This window comes from Polaromonas sp. 39-63-25 (assembly GCF_002278925.1).
GTDB lineage: Bacteria > Pseudomonadota > Gammaproteobacteria > Burkholderiales > Burkholderiaceae_C > Polaromonas.
This window is the reverse complement of the sequence record NZ_NCJH01000006.1, coordinates 296,155-314,185: the sequence shown is the minus strand read 5'-3', so window position 1 is coordinate 314,185 and position 18,031 is coordinate 296,155. Positions and strand designations below refer to the sequence as shown.

12 protein-coding genes are annotated in these 18,031 nt (G+C 61.8%); 1 reads left to right on the top strand and 11 read right to left on the bottom strand.

Annotation, left to right across the window (positions count from 1 at the left end):
- Positions 1-63: 63 nt before the first annotated feature.
- The 9 genes from B7X65_RS07990 to ltrA form a co-directional block, all read right to left on the bottom strand.
- Complete coding sequence (locus tag B7X65_RS07990; RefSeq protein WP_096664495.1) at positions 64-531, bottom strand: histone H1-like DNA-binding protein; 468 nt, start codon at positions 529-531, stop codon at positions 64-66.
- 190 nt (positions 532-721) lie between these two features.
- A complete protein-coding gene (locus B7X65_RS07985; RefSeq protein ID WP_293593757.1) occupies positions 722-1,927 on the bottom strand; it encodes a ribonucleotide-diphosphate reductase subunit beta in 1,206 nt (401 codons plus the stop codon).
- A gap of 133 nt (positions 1,928-2,060) precedes the next feature.
- Positions 2,061-4,967 (bottom strand): ribonucleoside-diphosphate reductase subunit alpha, encoded by a 2,907-nt coding sequence (locus B7X65_RS07980; RefSeq protein WP_293593756.1) that lies wholly within the window; start codon positions 4,965-4,967, stop codon positions 2,061-2,063.
- Positions 4,968-5,377: 410 nt separating this feature from the next.
- Positions 5,378-5,965 carry a 1,6-anhydro-N-acetylmuramyl-L-alanine amidase AmpD gene (gene ampD / locus B7X65_RS07975; RefSeq protein WP_293593755.1) on the bottom strand — a complete coding sequence of 196 codons (588 nt, stop codon included), beginning with the start codon at positions 5,963-5,965 and terminating at the stop codon, positions 5,378-5,380.
- Positions 5,952-7,370, bottom strand: coding sequence for a sigma-54 dependent transcriptional regulator (locus B7X65_RS07970; RefSeq protein ID WP_293593754.1), 1,419 nt, complete (start codon positions 7,368-7,370; stop codon positions 5,952-5,954). The genes ampD and B7X65_RS07970 overlap by 14 nt, the downstream gene beginning before the upstream one ends.
- Positions 7,367-9,112 carry an ATP-binding protein gene (locus B7X65_RS07965; protein WP_293593753.1) on the bottom strand — a complete coding sequence of 582 codons (1,746 nt, stop codon included), beginning with the start codon at positions 9,110-9,112 and terminating at the stop codon, positions 7,367-7,369. The genes B7X65_RS07970 and B7X65_RS07965 overlap by 4 nt, the downstream gene beginning before the upstream one ends.
- A complete protein-coding gene (locus tag B7X65_RS07960) occupies positions 9,112-9,348 on the bottom strand; it encodes a PP0621 family protein (protein WP_293593752.1) in 237 nt (78 codons plus the stop codon). Before B7X65_RS07960 ends, B7X65_RS07965 begins: the two co-directional genes overlap by 1 nt.
- The gene (ccsA, locus tag B7X65_RS07955; RefSeq protein WP_293593751.1) at positions 9,345-10,160 is read right to left on the bottom strand and encodes a cytochrome c biogenesis protein CcsA; all 816 of its coding nucleotides are present in this window, start codon (positions 10,158-10,160) and stop codon (positions 9,345-9,347) included. The genes B7X65_RS07960 and ccsA overlap by 4 nt, the downstream gene beginning before the upstream one ends.
- 105 nt (positions 10,161-10,265) lie before the next feature.
- Positions 10,266-11,987 carry a group II intron reverse transcriptase/maturase gene (gene ltrA / locus B7X65_RS07950; protein ID WP_293593750.1) on the bottom strand — a complete coding sequence of 574 codons (1,722 nt, stop codon included), beginning with the start codon at positions 11,985-11,987 and terminating at the stop codon, positions 10,266-10,268.
- Positions 11,988-13,024: 1,037 nt separating this feature from the next.
- Here ltrA and ffh point away from each other — a divergent pair.
- Positions 13,025-14,383 (top strand): signal recognition particle protein, encoded by a 1,359-nt coding sequence (gene ffh / locus B7X65_RS07945; protein ID WP_293593749.1) that lies wholly within the window; start codon positions 13,025-13,027, stop codon positions 14,381-14,383.
- Between the two features lie 102 nt (positions 14,384-14,485).
- Here the strand turns inward: ffh and mdoH are convergent, their stop codons facing one another.
- Positions 14,486-16,456, bottom strand: coding sequence for a glucans biosynthesis glucosyltransferase MdoH (gene mdoH / locus B7X65_RS07940; protein WP_293593748.1), 1,971 nt, complete (start codon positions 16,454-16,456; stop codon positions 14,486-14,488).
- Positions 16,432-18,009 carry a glucan biosynthesis protein G gene (locus tag B7X65_RS07935; protein WP_293593747.1) on the bottom strand — a complete coding sequence of 526 codons (1,578 nt, stop codon included), beginning with the start codon at positions 18,007-18,009 and terminating at the stop codon, positions 16,432-16,434. Before B7X65_RS07935 ends, mdoH begins: the two co-directional genes overlap by 25 nt.
- Between the last annotated feature and the right edge of the window lie 22 nt (positions 18,010-18,031).

The following is an 18,031-nucleotide window of genomic DNA, read 5'->3' as shown; positions in this document are numbered from 1 at the left end:
ACCCTGAAAGTAAAAAAGCCCGGCATCTTGCGATGTCGGGCTTCAGGCCAAGTGCCTTACTGCTTACGGTTTGCTGGCTGTCGGAAACGGCCAAGCAGCTTGCGGGTTCAGAGTTGTCTGAGCCGCAGGGGCAGCCGGAGCAGCAGGAGCTTTGGCAGCGGGTTTTTTCGCGGCTTTCTTCGCAGCGGGTTTTTTCGCTGCTTTCTTGGCTGCTGGCTTTTTGGCAGCGGGTTTCTTCGCAGCAGCTTTCTTCGCTGGCGCTTTTTTCGCTACTTTTTTCGCCGCAGGCTTTTTCGCTGCTGCTTTTTTAGCAGCAGGCTTTTTCGCCGCTACTTTTTTGGCCGGGGCTTTTTTCGCTGGCGCTTTTTTCGCAGGAGCTTTTTTAGCTGCTACTTTTTTCGCTGGCGCTTTTTTGGCCGGGGCTTTTTTCGCTGCTACTTTTTTCGCAGGCGCTTTTTTAGCCGCTACTTTTTTCGCAGGGGCTTTCTTCGGAGCAGCTTTTTTAGCCGCAGTTTTTTTCGCAGTTGCCATAGTTTTCTCCTTGATCACATTGCAAAGATCACTTCACGTCTAGGAGTACGCGAAGCGATTCACGGCGTTGGGCTGTCGGCGAACCGGGCCCAGCGCCGCGAACACGGGAGCAAAGCCCAACGCGCGCACTTCTGAGGTGCGGTCACTGGTCAATGCAAGTCTGGAAATCATTGTTGTGTCGGCTTGTCTGTCAGTCCCAGGAGAGAGCGCCACCGGACTGGTACTCGATCACACGGGTTTCGAAAAAGTTGCGTTCCTTTTTCAGGTCGATCATTTCGCTCATCCAGGGGAACGGGTTTTCCTCGTTCGGGAACAGCGTCTCCAGGCCGATCTGCGTGGCCCGGCGGTTGGCGATGTAGCGCAGGTAACCCTTGAACATGGAGGCGTTGAGGCCCAGCACGCCGCGCGGCATGGTGTCCTCGGCGTAGCGGTATTCGAGCTCGACCGCCTTCATGAACAGGGCCTTGATCTCGGCCTTGAACTCGGCGGTCCACAGCAGCGGATTCTCGAGCTTGAGCTGGTTGATCAGGTCGATGCCGAAGTTGCAGTGCATGGACTCGTCGCGCAGGATGTACTGGTACTGCTCGGCGGCACCGGTCATCTTGTTCTGGCGGCCCAGTGCCAGGATCTGCGTGAAGCCGACATAGAAGAACAGGCCTTCCATCAGGCAGGCAAAAACGATCAGCGACTTCAGCAGGGTCTGGTCCGCTTCCTGGGTGCCGGTCTTGAAGTTGGGGTCCGAGATGGCGTCGATGAAAGGAATCAGGAACTGGTCCTTGTCCCGGATCGACTGCACTTCGTTGTAGGCGTTGAAGATCTCGCTTTCGTCCAGGCCCAGCGATTCGGTGATGTACTGGTAGGCGTGGGTGTGAATGGCTTCTTCAAACGCCTGGCGCAGCAGAAACTGGCGGCACTCGGGGGCCGTGATGTGCCGGTAAGTGCCCAGCACGATGTTGTTGGCGGCCAGCGAGTCGGCGGTGACGAAGAAACCGAGGTTGCGCTTGACCAGGCGGCGCTCGTCTTCCGTCAGGCCGTTCGGGTCTTTCCAGAGCGCGATGTCGCGCGTCATGTTCACTTCCTGCGGCATCCAGTGGTTGGCGCAGCTGGCCAGGTATTTTTCCCAGGCCCATTTGTACTTGAACGGAACCAGCTGGTTCACGTCGGTCTGGCCGTTGATGATGCGTTTGTCGGCGGCTTTGACGCGATGGGCGGTGGGTGCCACGGTGGCCGGTGCTGCACGCCCGCCCGAGGAAGTCAGGGCGCTGTCGTCGAGCATGCGGGCTGCAGCATGGGGCTGCAAAGAAAGAGGCGGAAGTTCCATCGAGCGGCCTTCAGGAAGGGCGCTGGCAAGAGGTTTTTGCAACGATGGTTTAGCTTCTTCGTCCCAAGTCAACATAGATGTTTCCAATAAGTTGGATTATGAAAGCAGCGATACAAAATGAAAAGTGTTCATTCACATCGCTCTGAATTAGTGTTGCTCAATTACATCGAATCAGGCACCGGATTTTTCCAGCGCCGTGATCCGTTTTTTATTGGCAGGCCTCACATCCTGGATCGTCGATCGCGCAAAACTTGATGTCCGTCGCAGGTGACGCATTCATCTGCGCCTGCGCTGTGGCTGCTGCCGCATCGAGTGCGTTCATGCTACCGGTGTCATCGGTGTTGCCGGAAGCGACCGCATTCATCTTGCCGGCTTTCACGGTGGACTTTTCTGCATGCGTCGCGCTCATGGTGCGCAGGTAGTAGGTGGTCTTCAGGCCGCGCAGCCATGCGAGCTTGTAGGTGTCGTCGAGCTTCTTGCCCGAGGCGCCGGCCATGTAGATGTTGAGCGACTGCGCCTGGTCAATCCATTTCTGGCGGCGTGACGCGGCCTCGACCAGCCAGGTGGCGTCGACCTCGAACGCCGTGGCGTACAGGGCCTTGATGTCCTGCGGCACGCGGTCGATGGGGCGCAGCGAGCCATCAAAGTGTTTGAGGTCCACCACCATCACGTCGTCCCACAAACCCAGGCGCTTGAGGTCGCGCACCAGGTAGTGGTTGATGACCGTGAATTCGCCGGACAGGTTGGACTTGACCGAGAGGTTGCCGAAGCAGGGCTCGATGCAGGCGTCCACGCCGATGATGTTGGAGATGGTGGCGGTCGGTGCGATGGCCACGCAGTTGGAGTTGCGCATGCCGTCGGCTGCGATTTTCTGGCGCAGCGCGTCCCAGTCCAGCGTGGCCGAGCGATCCACTTCCAGATACCCACCACGCTGTTTGGTCAGCAGGTCCAGCGTGTCCAGCGGCAGGATGCCCTGGTCCCAGAGCGAGCCCTTGTAGCTGGTGTATTTGCCGCGCTCTTTGGCGAGCTCGGTGGAGGCCCAGTAGGCGTGGTAGCAGACCGCTTCCATGGATTTGTCGGCGAACTCGACGGCCGCATCCGAGGCGTAGGGAATGCGCAGCTCGTACAGGCAGTCCTGGAAGCCCATGATGCCCAGGCCGACGGGACGGTGGCGCATGTTGGAGTCGCGGGCCTTCTTGACCGCGTAGTAATTGATGTCGATCACGTTGTCCAGCATGCGCATGGCCGTGGTGATGGTCTTCTTGAGCTTGTCGTGGTCGACGGCGCCGTCTTTCAGGTGCTGGACCAGGTTCACCGAACCGAGGTTGCAGACCGCGGTTTCGGTGTCGCTGGTATTGAGCGTGATTTCGGTGCACAGGTTGGACGAATGAACGACACCCACGTGCTGCTGCGGCGAACGCACATTGCAGGCGTCCTTGAAGGTGATCCAGGGATGGCCGGTCTCGAACAGCATCGAGAGCATCTTGCGCCACATGTCGATGGCCTGCAGCTTGCGGGCGGGCTTGATTTCGCCGCGCTCGGCCTTGGCTTCGTAGGCGGTGTAGGCTTTTTCGAACTCGATGCCGAACTTGTCGTGCAGGTCAGGCGTGTCCGATGGCGAGAACAGCGTCCAGCTGCCTTTTTCCATCACGCGGCGCATGAACAGGTCGGGAATCCAGTTGGCGGTGTTCATGTCGTGCGTGCGGCGGCGGTCGTCGCCGGTGTTCTTGCGCAACTCCAGGAACTCCTCGATGTCCAGGTGCCAGGTTTCCAGGTAGGCGCAGACCGCGCCCTTGCGTTTGCCGCCCTGGTTGACCGCCACGGCGGTGTCGTTGACCACTTTGAGGAAAGGAACGACGCCTTGCGACTCCCCGTTGGTGCCCTTGATGTGGGCGCCGAGTGCGCGCACCGGTGTCCAGTCGTTGCCCAGCCCGCCGGCGAACTTCGACAGCAGCGCGTTTTCCTTGATGGCGTCGTAGATGCCGCCCAGGTCGTCGGCGACCGTGGTCAGGTAGCAGGACGACAGCTGCGAACGCAGCGTGCCCGCGTTGAACAGAGTCGGCGTGCTCGACATGAAGTCGAAGGAGGACATGATTTCGTAGAACTCGATGGCGCGGGCTTCGCGGTCGATTTCGTCGAGCGACAGGCCCATGGCCACACGCATGAAGAAAGCCTGGGGCAGCTCGATGCGCTGCTTGCGCACATGCAGGAAGTAGCGGTCAAACAGGGTCTGCAGGCCGAGGTAGTCGAATTTCAGGTCGCGCTCGGGCTTGAGTGCGGCGCCCAGGCGCTCCAGGTCAAACTGCTGCAGTCTTTCATCGAGCAGTTCGTTTTGCACACCCTTGGCGATGAACTGGGGAAAGTACTCCGCGTACCGGGTGCCCATGTCTTCCTGGGTGACTTCCTCGCCCAGCACTTCGCGGCGTATCGTGTGCAGCAGCAGGCGCGCGGTGGCGTAGGTGTAGTCCGGGTCTTTTTCGATCAGGGTGCGGGCCGCCAGGATGGATGCCTTGTAGACCTCGTCGATCGGCACACCGTCGTACAGGTTGCGCATGGTTTCCTGCACGATGGGGTCGGGCTTGATCTCGGCGCCCAGGCCGGCGCAGGAGGCTTCAATCAGCGCCTGCAGCTTGCCGATGTCCAGGGTGACTTTTTTGCCGCCGTCCAGAACGTGCAGCTGTGGCGCCTGGGTGGCGGGCGTCTGCGGCTGGCGTGCGCGTTCCTGGGTGCGCTTTTCGCGGTACAGCACATAGGCGCGGGCGATCTCGTGGTGGCCGCCGCGCATCAGGCCGAGCTCGACCTGGTCCTGCACGTCTTCTATATGGAAGGTGCCGCCGCCCGGGCGTGAGCGCATCAGGGCGCGCATGACGGCCTGCGTCAGGCCGTCCACGGTTTCGCGCACGCTGGCGGAGGCAGCGCCCTGGGTGCCGTGCACCGCGAGGAAAGCCTTCATCATCGCCACGGCGATTTTGTTCGGCTCAAACGGAACCACGGCGCCGTTGCGGCGGATGATCTGGTAGTGGGCCAGGGAACTGGCGTGGGCGCTGCTGGCAGGGGACTGGTGTGCGGCAGGCACACCGGCGGGAGTGGGGGCTGCGTGTTGGGCTGTTTGCATGGTTTCCTCGTTGTGCTTTGTTGTTGGTGAGTTCGATGTGATTCAGGACAGGAAGAAGGGCTGACGTTGCCTGTGGCTGGCTTGGTGGCGGGCTTTCCTTGGGGCTGTTGGGCACCTGAATCCATCCATCGGTATTGGGGCTAAGACACTATACCTAGGGTCTGGAGTGATTTCAAGCACTACAGGTAGTGTATCGACCTTGAATCGCTTCGTCACAGCCCGCTTACTTTTTGTGGCTTTTTTTTGCGGGAAAAAATGCACAAGCCTGGGTCCTCATGGACGCCCCGAAGCTGGGCATCCATCGGCCGGATGTGTGCCGATCACGTGTTCATGCGGCTTGCAAGGCGATCAGTGATTCCGATGGTCGCGGATGTTCACCGTCGGCGACCAGGCTGGCACCGCCAGGGCCATCAGGGGCTTGCGGGAAAACACTTAGCCGGCAAGCCCAGCGAATCCTGCAGCCGTGACCACTCGAAGCCGGGTCCCGGGTCCTGCTTGCGGCCGAGTGCAATGTGCTCATGGCCAGCCAGGTACGCGATCGGGTAGTGGCGCAGCAGCGCCGCGCAGACGCTGGCCAGGGTTTCGTACTGGGCGGGTTCGAACAGCCCGCCTTCCAGGCCTTCAAGCTCGATGCCAATCGAGTCGTCATTGCAGTTGCTTTTTCCGCGGTAGCCGGACTCGCCCGCATGCCAGGCGCGCGCATCACAGCTGACAAATTGCCAGAGTTCGCCGGATCGGGTGATGAAAAAATGGGAAGACACCTGCAAACCGCGTATCGACTGAAAATAGGGATGGGCGTCCCAGTCCAGCTGGTTGGTGAACAGGCGTTGCACCTGGCCATTGCCAAATTCGCCCGGCGGCAGGCTGATGGAGTGGATGACGATCAGGTCGATGCAAGCCGACGCAGGCCGCGGACCGAAGTTCGGCGAGGCCTGCGCCCTGGCGTAGCGGTACCAGCCTTGCTGCCAGAGTGCAGGCGTCGCCTCACGAGGGTTCATCGGCCGCTTCATCGCCCTGGGGCGTCACGATGTTCAGGCGGGCAATCCGGTAACGGATCTGGCGCAGGCTGATGCCCAGCTTGGCAGCTGCGGCCGTTCGGTTGAAGCCGGTTTCCTGCAGGACCTTGGACAGGATGCTGCGCTCCTGCCCGTCAAGAAAGTCCTGCAGGTTTTCCGGCACGGCGACATATTCGGCCGGCGGCGACTCGAGGTGCAGGTCGCCACCTTCGCCGAGAGCCATGGCCCGGTGCAACAGGTTCTCGAGTTCCCTGACGTTGCCGTGGAAGGGATGTTGCTGCAGGGTGGCCAGGACCTGGCCGGAGAGGTCCGGCATGTGAAAGCCCGACTCCCGGCAAATCCTTCCGAGCAGGTCCCGACACAGGGCGGGCAGGTCCTCGCGGCGCTCACGCAGCGGCGGAACACTGATTTCAATGACGTTGAGCCGGTAGTACAAATCCTGGCGGAACGTGCCGGCGGCCACTGCAGCGGCCAGATCCTTGTGGGTGGCGCTGACCACGCGTACATCGACTGTGTCCTCCTGGGTGGAGCCCAGCGGACGGACGACCCGCTCCTGGATGGAACGCAGCAGCTTGGACTGCATCGCCAGCGGCAGGTCGCCGATCTCGTCCAGAAAAAGGGTGCCGCCTTTGGCCGACTGAAAATAACCGAGCCTGTCCTGTGCCGAGCCGGTGTAGGCGCCTTTGCGGGCTCCGAAAAATTCGGCTTCCAGCAGGTTTTCCGGGATGGCGCCACAGTTGACGGCGACAAAAGGGCCTGTCGCGCGATGGCTGCAATCGTGCACGGCCCGCGCTACTAATTCCTTTCCAGTGCCGGACTCGCCCTGGATCAGTACCGGTGCCATGCTGCTGGCGACCTTGACGATACGGGCCTTGACCGCCTGCATCACGGCCGATTCGCCGACCAGGCGCTGCAGTGTCAGTGATGCATCCGCCGGCCGGCCGCCCTTGGATGCGGCTGGTCCGTCCTCGCTGCCGGACCTGCTGCGCTCCTGGACGGCCGTGCTGCTCGCCGGGCCCTGGATGGCCGACGCCACCACGCCGCGAAACTGCTTGAGGTCCACCGGCTTGGTCAGGTAGTCAAAGGCGCCGGCCTTCAGCGCTTCCACTGCATTTTCGGCGGACCCATGCGCGGTGATGACCACGCAGCGTTCGGGACGCTGCTGGGTGACCATCTCCCGCAGCAGTTCCAGGCCCAGCCCGTCGGGCAGGCGCATGTCGGTGATCACGGCATCAAAGCGTCTTTGCTGCAGATGGGCGCGTGCCTGCGCCAGGTCGGCAGCGGCCTCGACCCGGTAGCCTTCGCGCAGCAGGGTCAGCTCGTAGAGGGTGCGCAGGTCGGGCTCATCGTCAATCACCAGTATGTGCGCTTGCGTCGGGAGAGTCATGGTGTCCCCTGGATGTCAGACCACATTGTGTCAAAACCCGTCTGGGACGAAGCTTCCGCGGCGACGGCTGGCCGGAAGATAACAAAAAACTCGTTGCCTTCCACCGTGTTGTGGATGGCCCGCTGGTAGCCTATGAGTGCACCATGCCGTTCGCAGAGCTCCCTGCAGATATACAGGCCCAGTCCGCTGGAGCGGCTCTCCGAGGAGAAAAACGGCTCGAACAGATGCGACTGCACCGTTTTTTCGAGCGGTTGTCCGTCGCTCCAGACCGACAGTCGGGGTTGTCCGGCGGCGGTGATTTCGGTGGTGACCTGTATCGCATCGCCTGCGGCGCTGGCATAACGCAGTGCGTTGTCCAGCAGGTTGACCATCAGTCGCCGCAGGTGCTCGCCCTCGAACAGCACGGCAATGCGTCCGGCGCCTGCACGCAGACGCAAGCGCTGGCCCGATGCCGTTTGCTGTGTCCAGTCCGAGCAGATGTGCTGCACCGTGTCATCGAGCGGCAGGGCGCTTGTGAGCACCTGGGGTGCCTGCTCCTGAACGCGGGAGATGTTGAGGATTTCCTCGACGATCCTGGCAAGCCGCTGTGCGTTCTGGCTGACCATGCCTGTGAGCTGTCGCTGCCCGGGGTCCTGCAGGTCTTCCTCCAGCAGGGCATTGGCTTGCGTGATGGCCGCCAGCGGGTTCCTGATCTCATGGGCCACCGCGGCCGACATGCGCCCCATCGCCGCCATTTTTTCGGTGCGCACCCTGGCTTCCATTTCCCGCAGGTCTTCCAGGAACATCACGCACAGACTCTCGTGCGAACCGTCGCGCGAGGCGGCCAGCCGGGTACGCGCCTGCAGGCGACGGGCATGGCGCGATGCATGCTCCAGGCTCACATCGGCCTGCTGTGGCTTGCGCTGCTCGAACGTCAGCTGCGCCAGCGCCGCCAGCGGTTGCCAAGCCGCTTCGGCAGCCAGCACAAAGGGGGCGGCGCGCGCCACGTCCCGGGTGGCCAGCAAACGCAGGGAGGCCGGGTTGGCCGCACGCACGATGCCGTTCGTATCGATCACCAGCACGCCGTCGACCAGCGTGTCGATCACCAGTTCATTGACCTGGGTCTGCATGCGTGCGGCCGAGTGGCTGCGTTCGGCCCGCTTTTGTTCCCGCGACAGGCGCAGGGCCAGCTGGTTGGCCAGCAGGGCAATGATGAAAAAGCCCGAACCGCTCAGGCCGGCCTGCAGGAAGCGCGCCGTGGCGTCGCCCGGCAATTGCAATGAGGCCCACCAGGCATCGGCCAGCAGCAGCAGCGCCACGCTGGCGGCGGTACCGAGGGCCAGCAGGATGGGGCCCAGCACGGAAGCCAGCAGCACCGGCAGCGCGAACAGCGCCGTGTAGTTGATCGATCCCGACTGCAGGAAATTGAGCGCCGAAAACGCCAGTACGTCGACGCCGACCGTGGAGAGCCATTGGGCATCGAAGGTGCTGCCCGGGGGTTTCGGACGGGCCCAGACACGGACTGCGAGCGCCGCAACAAAATAGGTCACGCACAGTGCGATCATGGGCTTGCTGACGGGCTGGCCCAGGACATAAATGGAGGCTTGCAAGGCAAGCAGCACGGTGGCCAGTGTCACGCGGGCCGCCATGAATGCCCGCCACAGCCGGCCGAAGGACTCGCCGCCGGCGTCCGATTCCCAGGCGCCGGATTTCTCTACCGGTCCAAACCAGGAATTCCCGGAGTCCGGAGCCGCCCTGGTCATCAACCCTCGGCTTGGCGACGGTGCGCGTCGCTGCAGTAAAACCCGTTGCCGCCGGGCAGCGCGTCCGAACGGGGCAGGTGCACGTCGCAGACGGCGCATGCAACAACTTCGGTGGCCGGCTTGCCGGGGCGGCCGGCCGGCGGCGCGGGTGGCCTGTCCTGCTGTCCGGTGCGCCGGTTGCTTCGCCAGAGCCAGAGGACCACCAGCGCCAGGACAATCACCAACAGGTATTTCATACGCGCTTCAAAATGACTTCAAGGACAAAACGCGAGCCCACATAGCCGAGCAGCAACAGGCCTGAGCCCAGATACAGCACCCGCACCGCCTGCCGCCCGCGCCAGCCCAGGCGCGCCCGGCCGATCAGCAGGCCGGCGAAGGTGATCCAGGCCAGCACCGAGAAAATGGTCTTGTGGTTCCATTGTCCGGCCAGGCCCGGGCCGTACAGGGTTTCGGCAAACAGCCAGCCCACCAGCAGCGTGGCGGTCAGCAGCACAAAACCGGCCTGCACGAAACGAAAGGTCAGCCGTTCCAGGGTCAGCAGGGGCACGCCGGTGTCGGGCTGCGTGGCGGAACGGATGGAGCGCTCGGAGCGGTTCATCAGCCAGCCATGCACCACGGCGGCGGCAAACAGGCCGTAGGACGCAATGCCCAGCGCCCAGTGCAAAGGCAGCCAGGGCGAGGCAATCACGTGGTAGCTGGTGCCGGGAAACACCAGCGCCAGCAGGACGGCGGCGCTGCCCAGGCCGGCCAGCGTCCAGCGTGCCTTGAGCTGCGGAAACAGCCGGCTTTCCACCGCGTAAACGCTCAGTACCAGCCAGACGGTCATGGACAGGGCCGGTGCAAACCCGAACCGTGGCGGGTCGCCGAGCAGTCCTTCAGCCAGGGCGAGCGCGTGCAGCAGCCAGGCCAGCAGGAGCACGCCACGCGTGGTGGTTTCGCTCAGACGCGCAGAGGCCAGCGCCAGGATGGCATAGGCCAGAGCGGCACCAATGGCCGTGGCCAGACCCCACCAGGCGCTCAAAGTTAAAATGGAGGGTAGGGATACCATCTTGCGATGATATCCCCCCCAAAGAACCGTGCTTGCGACTTTCACCGCACACGGCTCACGCACGACCACTGGCTACACAGCGTCATCAGGTTGCATAACCTTCGACTACTTCGCCAGATTAAAGTCTCCCGTGCTGGAGACCGGCTTGATAACCTTCAAACCTAGGGCGTGGACACGCCTGTGACAGATCGGATGTAACAGCATCCGATTGGAGAGAGCATCACTTCCTCCTAGCTGCCGATACACGATATGGTGGTCGTGCATGTTTTCATCAGCCATGTCTATTTCCTGCCCACAGAGAGCGCAAATACCACCTTGGTCGAACCACAGGGAGGCCCGTTGAATGCTCCAGATGGCGTCACCCATCCTTTGCACCCGTAGCTTCTCCCCATAGGCAACCCAATCCGGGTGGAAAGGGTTGTAATCCCCCTTCACTTTGACGTGACGAACAATTTTCATGTCCGCCAAGGAATACAGCGGGAGCGGTATTCGTTCGTTATTCCCGGCCAAGTCATCTTGCAACCCCGCGAACCGACGGCGTGAGCCGCACTGCTTCCAGTAATGGGCATACACCCAACTCCCGGATTTGCGGGGATGTCTGCGCAAACCCCAGCGCGTTAACCTCCAGTAAATCAGGTGGTCAACGTCGTTGAAGGTCTGCTTTGCGACCGTCCCTTTGTGATACTGAGCCCAGCCTTTCAGGACTGGATTCAAGCGCTGTATGAGCGTTTCCGTTGGAACCGATAGCGACGTGGCGATGATCTCCTTTACCTTGCCATAAAACGTTTTCACGTTCTTCTGGCTCGGTTTGATGAGTAGCTTGCCTCCGTATTTTCGGAAGTTCCACCCCAGAAAATCAAAACCTTGGTCAATATGCACAATGCGTGTCTTTTCCTCGGACAGCGTCAGTCCCCGTTCGCGCAGGAACTTCACTATCCACGGTTGGATCACAGTTTGAAGCAGCTCTTTCGAGCTACCTGTCACTACAAAATCGTCTGCATATCGCACCAAGTGCACCTTCCCCTTCTGTGCATTGCCCGTGCCCAGCTCTTCCCGAAGGAATTGCGCAAGCCCCGTTTCCAGCCCATTGAGGGTGATGTTCGCTAATGTCGGCGAAATGATGCCGCCCTGAGGCGTGCCATCATCCGTGCGCAGGAGCTGACCTTTGTCCACTACTCCTGATTTCAACCATTTGGCGAGCATCCCCTTGTTCATGTGAACCCGGTTCAGCAGCCACTCGTGGTTGATGTTGTCAAAGAACCCAGAGATATCCGCATCCAGCACCCATTGAGCCGAGGCCTTCTGGGATAGGGATACAAACAACTGGCTGCGCGCGTCGTGTGTTGATCGTCCTTTCCGGAACCCATACGAGTTCGGATCAGACGCACATTCCACAGCGGGTTCCAGCGCAAGCAAGTAAAGTGCTTGCATGGCTCTGTCCTTCATGGTCGGTATACCCAGCGGGCGTTCCTTTCCATTGGCCTTCGGGATATAGACCCGCCTGAGGGGGCGAGCCCGGTACCCTTTGGGGGTCAGACAACTAATCGCATTCCATTTCTTTGTTGGCGTGTCCCAAAGTTCGCAATCGACGCCACTCGTTCGCTTCCCTTTGTTCTCAGTTACTTTCCTGACCGCCAATGCCTTGGCTTGCCAGGATCGAATCAGGCTCCTTGTGAGTCTTGCGACTCTTCGAAAGTCCTTCTTCGTTTCCGCCTGCGCTATGCGCATCTGCGCCTTCCCTACGAACAGCATGACCGCCTTCCAATCAATGGAATGCCAACCACCTGATTCGTCCAGAGACGCAGCATCGTTTCCGATGTGTTCCATACCATTCTCCAGTTTGGTTTGACCCGTTGAAGACGGCACTGACCCAGAGGGTCAGATACCCTCTGGGTCGTTGATAAAGTCGCAACGGCTTTACGCTGTCGCACCCTGAGCAAGTCAGCCAGCTTTCGCTGCGAGGTAGAACCCCTATACCGCCCATTACAGACGGCCATTCGCTTTTTGCTCAATCCTCTACCCCCTCCACCATTGCCCTTGATTGCTCGCGGGTTTGCCAGTTCCTTGCGGACTGGCGATGAATGGGGCTTACCTCGTTTCCCTCCGTGCCCAGTCTGGCGGCTGCCAGACAGAAGGGGTTAGGGACTCTCTATCCGCCGGAAGTCGTTTTAGGGAACGATGCGAAGTCCATGACCTGCGCATCCTGACTTCGTGCCTTTTGGCCGCAGCTCCTCCCTTGCGGGAGAACTAAGGCGTAAGCTGCTTACTGTTAACGACGGTTCGAACGAGAGTTCACATTACATTTCCCATGCCCTTTACCCCAGCAATCCACCCGCGTCCTAGTCGTGGGATTGGGACTGACTCGCATCAGCCTTATGTGCTTTCGCACGGATTGTTTAACCGTAGCTCCGCACCCCCGGATTGCTCCAGACGCACGTACAGTTGAGGTCACGCCGTTCCAGACGTGGTTTTGATGGAAAACAAGACACAGAGAGCGGTTGCGCTCTCACACCAGCACTTACTTGTACAAACTAGTTTGCAACAAGGTGTAGCAAGGCCTTTCCTCTCGGAAATTTGTCTCTAATTGGCAACGAAGTTACGTCCCTTGAGGACGTAAATCACCATTACCGCACCCTGAGAGTGCGGGCTGGAGCAGCCAAATTAGAGCCATTTGGCTGCTACAAAGTTAGCCCTTTTTAGGGGGCGGAATGGAGCCTCCTGAGAGGGAAACCATTCACTGATATAGTCGGTTTCAAGAACCGAATGAGGCGACTTCGAGTCGCACCATGGCTACAGTTTAGCTTCTGCGCCAGACGCCTGGTCCTTCTTTCACTTCCTTTTCGCTCCAGCTGTGGAGCTTATTCATGGCCTCTGCCCTCACCGACAAACTATCCCGCCTCGTCCAGGAAATGCGAGGCCAGGCCCGCATCACCGAATCCAATGTGCAGGACATGTTGCGCGAGGTGCGCATGGCGCTGCTCGAAGCCGACGTGGCCCTGCCCGTGGTGCGCGACTTCATCGCCCGCGTCAAGGAGAAGGCGCTGGGCCAGGAAGTGATGAGTTCGCTGTCGCCGGGGCAGGTGCTGGTCAGCATCGTCAACCGGGAGCTGGCCACCACCATGGGCGAGGGCGTCAGCGACATCAACCTGGCGGCCCAGCCGCCGGCGGTGATCCTGATGGCCGGTTTGCAAGGCGCGGGCAAGACCACGACCACCGCCAAGCTGGCCAAACACCTGATCGAAAAACGCAAGAAGAAGGTGCTGACGGTATCGGGCGACGTATACCGCCCGGCGGCCATCGAACAGCTCAAGACCGTGACGAAGCAGGCCGGCGCCGAATGGTTTCCAAGCACAGCTGACCAGAAGCCGGTGGACATCGCGCTGGCCGCGCTCGATTACGCGCGCAAGCATTTTTTCGACGTGCTGCTGGTCGACACCGCCGGCCGCCTGGCCATCGACGAAGCACTGATGGCCGAGATCAAGGCTCTGCATGCGGCGCTGAACCCGGTTGAAACCCTGTTTGTCGTGGACGCGATGCAGGGCCAGGACGCGATCAACACGGCCAAAGCCTTCAAGGAAGCGCTGCCGCTGACCGGCATCATCCTGACCAAGACCGACGGCGACTCGCGCGGCGGTGCTGCATTGAGCGTTCGGCAGATCACCGGCGCACCGATCAAGTTCTCGGGCACCAGCGAAAAAATCGACGGGCTGGAAGTCTTCGATGCCCAGCGCCACGCGGGCCGCATTCTCGGCATGGGCGATATTGTCGCGCTGGTCGAGCAGGTCACGGCCGGGGTGGACATGGCTGCGGCACAAAAACTTGCCGCCAAGATGAAGTCGGGCAGCGGTTTTGACCTCAACGACTTTTTGAGTCAGCTGCAACAGATGAAAAGCATGGGCGGCCTGTCCAGCCTGCTCGACAAGCTGCCGGCGCAGATGGCGGCCAAGGCCGGCCAGGTGGACATGGACAAGGCTGAACGCGACATCAAGCGCAAGGAAGGCATCATCCAGAGCATGACGCCGCTGGAGCGCCGCAAGCCCGAACTCATCAAGGCCACGCGCAAGCGCCGCATTGCCGCGGGCTCAGGGGTGCAGGTTCAGGAGGTCAACCGCCTGCTCAACGAGTTCGAGCAGATGCAGACCATGATGAAGAAGATGAAGGGCGGCGGCATGATGAAAATGATGAAGCGCATGGGCGGCATGAAGGGTATGCCGAAGTTCTGAGTTGTACCTCGGATCTGTATAAAAACAGCCTTTAGCCCAATAAATACGGGCGCCACCAGCTATGAAATAGATAGCGTATGGCGCCCGTTTGTTTGCACGGGCCTAAATGGCCCTGAGCCGTGGCCGCACCTGCTGGCTGGCATGCATCCAGGCGCGGCGCAAGACCGCCGGTGATTTTGTTTCTTCGGGAATCAGCAGGTAATTGTTGGTGCGCATGGCTGTTCCGACGCCGACCTTGCTGGTCAGCACGGTCATCGGGATGGCCAGCAGCAAGGGCAGGCCGACCGGCAGCAGCCAGACCAGCGCGCTGGCATCAATCAGCGTGATGCCGGCGGCCAGCAGCACAATCACTGCGCTCATGGGCGCGAGCTGTTGCAGCGCAATGCGCCACGGCACCGCCGCTGCTTCACGCGGCGGCGATTTCCACTCCAGCTTGAGCCCGGTCAACGCGACCAGCACGAACAGCGAGTGCGCCAGCATGCGGATGGGTGCCTGCAGCAGGGCGATCAGTGTTTCCAGCAGCGCACTGCGCAGCAGGCTGGCGGTGCCGCCGTAGGCTTGCTGCTGGCGGTTGATCAGCACTGCCGCAATGCCCAGGAGGCGCGGCAAAAACAGCATGGACAAGGTCCATGCCCACAAGGTCAGCAGTTCGCCAGGCAGTAGCGTCCAGTCGCTGACCATGGGTGTGCCAGAGAGCCACAGCGCCGTGCCCAGGGTCAGGAAACACAGCCACAACGGAGCCGAGAGGTAGGCCATGGCGCCCGTGCCGAACATCGAGCGATGCACAGGGTGAATGCCGGGCTCGGCAATCAGGCGCGAGTTCTGCAGGTTGCCCTGGCACCAGCGGCGGTCACGCTGCAGTTCGGCCAGCAGGTCGGGCGGCTGCTGTTCGTAGCTGCCCACCAGGTCGGCCACCAGCCAGACGTGGTACCCGGCGCGGCGCATCAGCGCGGCTTCGACGAAGTCGTGCGACATGATGCTGCCCGACATGCCGCCCGTGCCCTTGATATGCGCCAGCGCGCAGTGCTGCATGAAAGGCTCGATCCGGATGATGGCGTTGTGGCCCCAGTAGTGCGACTCGCCCATCTGCCAGAACTGCATGCCCAGCGTGAAGAGGCGGCCCGTCACGCGCGAGGCGAACTGCTGCGCCCGCGCATGCAGCGTGACATGGCCGATGGCCTGGGTGGCTGTCTGGATGATGCCGGCTGTCGGGTTGGCTTCCATCAGCTTGACCATGGCCACCAGACAGTCGCCGCTCATCACGCTGTCGGCATCGAGTACCACCATGTAGCGGTAGTCCTTGCCCCAGCGGCGGCAGAAGTCGGCCACGTTGCCGGCCTTGCGGTCGGTGCGGCGCTTGCGCAGGCGGTAGTAGACCTCGATCCGGGGCTGGTCGGGCTGGGCGGCCAACTGGGTGCGCAGCTCTTCCCAGGCGGCGCGTTCGGCCTTCTGGGTGGCTGGGTTGCTGGTGTCGGACAGCACAAACACGTCGAAGGCTTTCACATGGCCGGTCGCAGCGACGGATTCACAGGTGGCGCGCAGGCCCGCGAAAACGGTGCGCACATCCTCGTTGCAGATCGGCATGATGATCGCCGTCCTCGTTGCGTCGTCCAGCGCATGGTGCTGTACGTTTTTCGCCGACAGGGCATGTTTGTCGCCGCGTATCGTCACGTAAAAACCCATCATCGCCGTCATGAAGCCGGTGACCACCCAGGCGGACAGCAGCGCAAAAAGCACGAGCTGGCCGTACTGCAGCCAGGCGCTGTCGTAGTCGGGCTGCATGTCGGCAAACAGGCTGGTGGCCAGCACGGTGCTGAGCACCGTCAGCAGCACGAAGACGGCGCGGCGCCGAGCAGCGGCCTGTTGCCAGGGGGCGCGTGCCGGGAGCGGGGCAGGATGGGCCGGCCTGGACCGCGCCAGGCCTAGTGCCGCCGTGCCCAGGCTGTTCCAGAAGCCGCGCCAGGGGCGCGGCACCATCGAGCCACGGTGCAGCGGCGGCGCCGTGACCGAGTTCGGATGACGTTCTTCGCGCAGCAGGCTGCGGGGGGTCAGGGTGTGATCAGGTTGGTCCATGTTTCGGTCAGTGTGTGGTTGTCATGTTGGAGAAAGGCGCGCAGCTCGATGGGCTGGGCGTTCTGGTGGGCAGGGGGGGCAAGGCGCTGCACGCGCAGGTTCATGCGCCATGTGCCTGTGGCCGGGTTGCGGTAAGCGATGCTTTCGACGACGCGTGCGTTGCTGCTGGCCGTGCTGATGGCCTCGACCTTGGCGCCTTCGGGCAATGCGTCCAGGGCCGGCCCCGCAAAGTCGATGACAAACTGTGTCTGCTGGCCCAGGGCCTCGGCGCTGAGCTTGCTGTAGCCGGTGCCACGGCGCGACTGGGTGACCCAGCCGTTGGGCGGCCGTTGCTGGTTCTTGCCCTGCCAGCCAATTTGCCACGCGAGGTTCAGTGACTCGCCCGGGGCGGGCATGTTTTCCGGCACCCAGTAGGCCGCCACGTTGTCATGGGTTTCGTCAGGTGTCGCAAACTGCAGCAGCTCGACCCGGCCGGCGCCCCAGTCGCCCAGCGGGGTCACCCATGCGCTGGGCCGCAGCTCATAACGGGCTTCGGTGTCTTCATAGTTGCTGAAGGCGCGGTCACGCTGCATAAGGCCGAAGCCCTTGAGGCTTTTCATGCTGAAAGAGGTCACCAGTGGGGAAGCCGGGTTCTGCAGCGGACGCCACAACCATTCGCCTTCCCCGGTGGCAACCATCAGGCCGTCCGAGTCATGGACTTCGGGGCGGAAGTCGCCCGCGCGCGGCTGGTTTTCACCGAAGAAAAACATGCTGGTCAGCGGCGCCACACCCAGGGTGGCGACCCGCGGGCCGGCGCCTGCGCGCATGAAGAGACGGGCGTGTACTTCGGTGACGGTCTCTTCACCAGGACGAATCTCAAAGCGGTAGGCGCCCGTCATGCGCGCCGAATCCAGCAGGGCGTAGACCGTGACCTGCTTCGCGCCGGGGGCCGGTTTTTCGAGCCAGAAATCGGTGAAGCGCGGAAACTCTTCCTGCTTGGCGCCTGTGGGGTCCACCGCCAGGCCGCGGGCCGACAGGCCGTAACGCTGGCCGGCACCGAGGGCGCGGAAGTAGCTGGCGCCCAGAAAGGCAATCAACTCATCCTTGTAGGCGGGCGAATTGAGTGCGGTGTGGAGGCGGAATCCGGCATGGCCGATATCGCCCCAGCGCGTCGGGTTCAGCTGGTTCTTGCCGTAGCTGAAGTCGTCGGCGCTGTAACGCAGGAGCTTGTTGCCCTGGGCAGACAACTCGTGAATGTGAACCGCTTCGGTCTGCCGGCCCACATGGAAGAACTTGGCTTCGTAGGGCAACTGGTCGGCGCGCCACAAGGCCTTGTCGTCCTTGAAACGGATGTCGCGCAGGCCGTCGTAATCCAGGGCCGCCAGTTCGGCGGGAACAACGGCAAGCGGTTGCTGGTAAGGGGTTTGCGCGCGTTGTTGCGCCAGGGCGGCCACGTCGTCCAGGGTCCAGGCATGGGCACTGGACAGTGCGGCACACAGGCCCAGGAGGGCCAAAAAACGTGCGGGCCGTGCGTGCAGGAAAAGCGCGGTGAAACGGGGGAAAACAGCTTGCATGGGTTGACTGGGGCAAACCCTG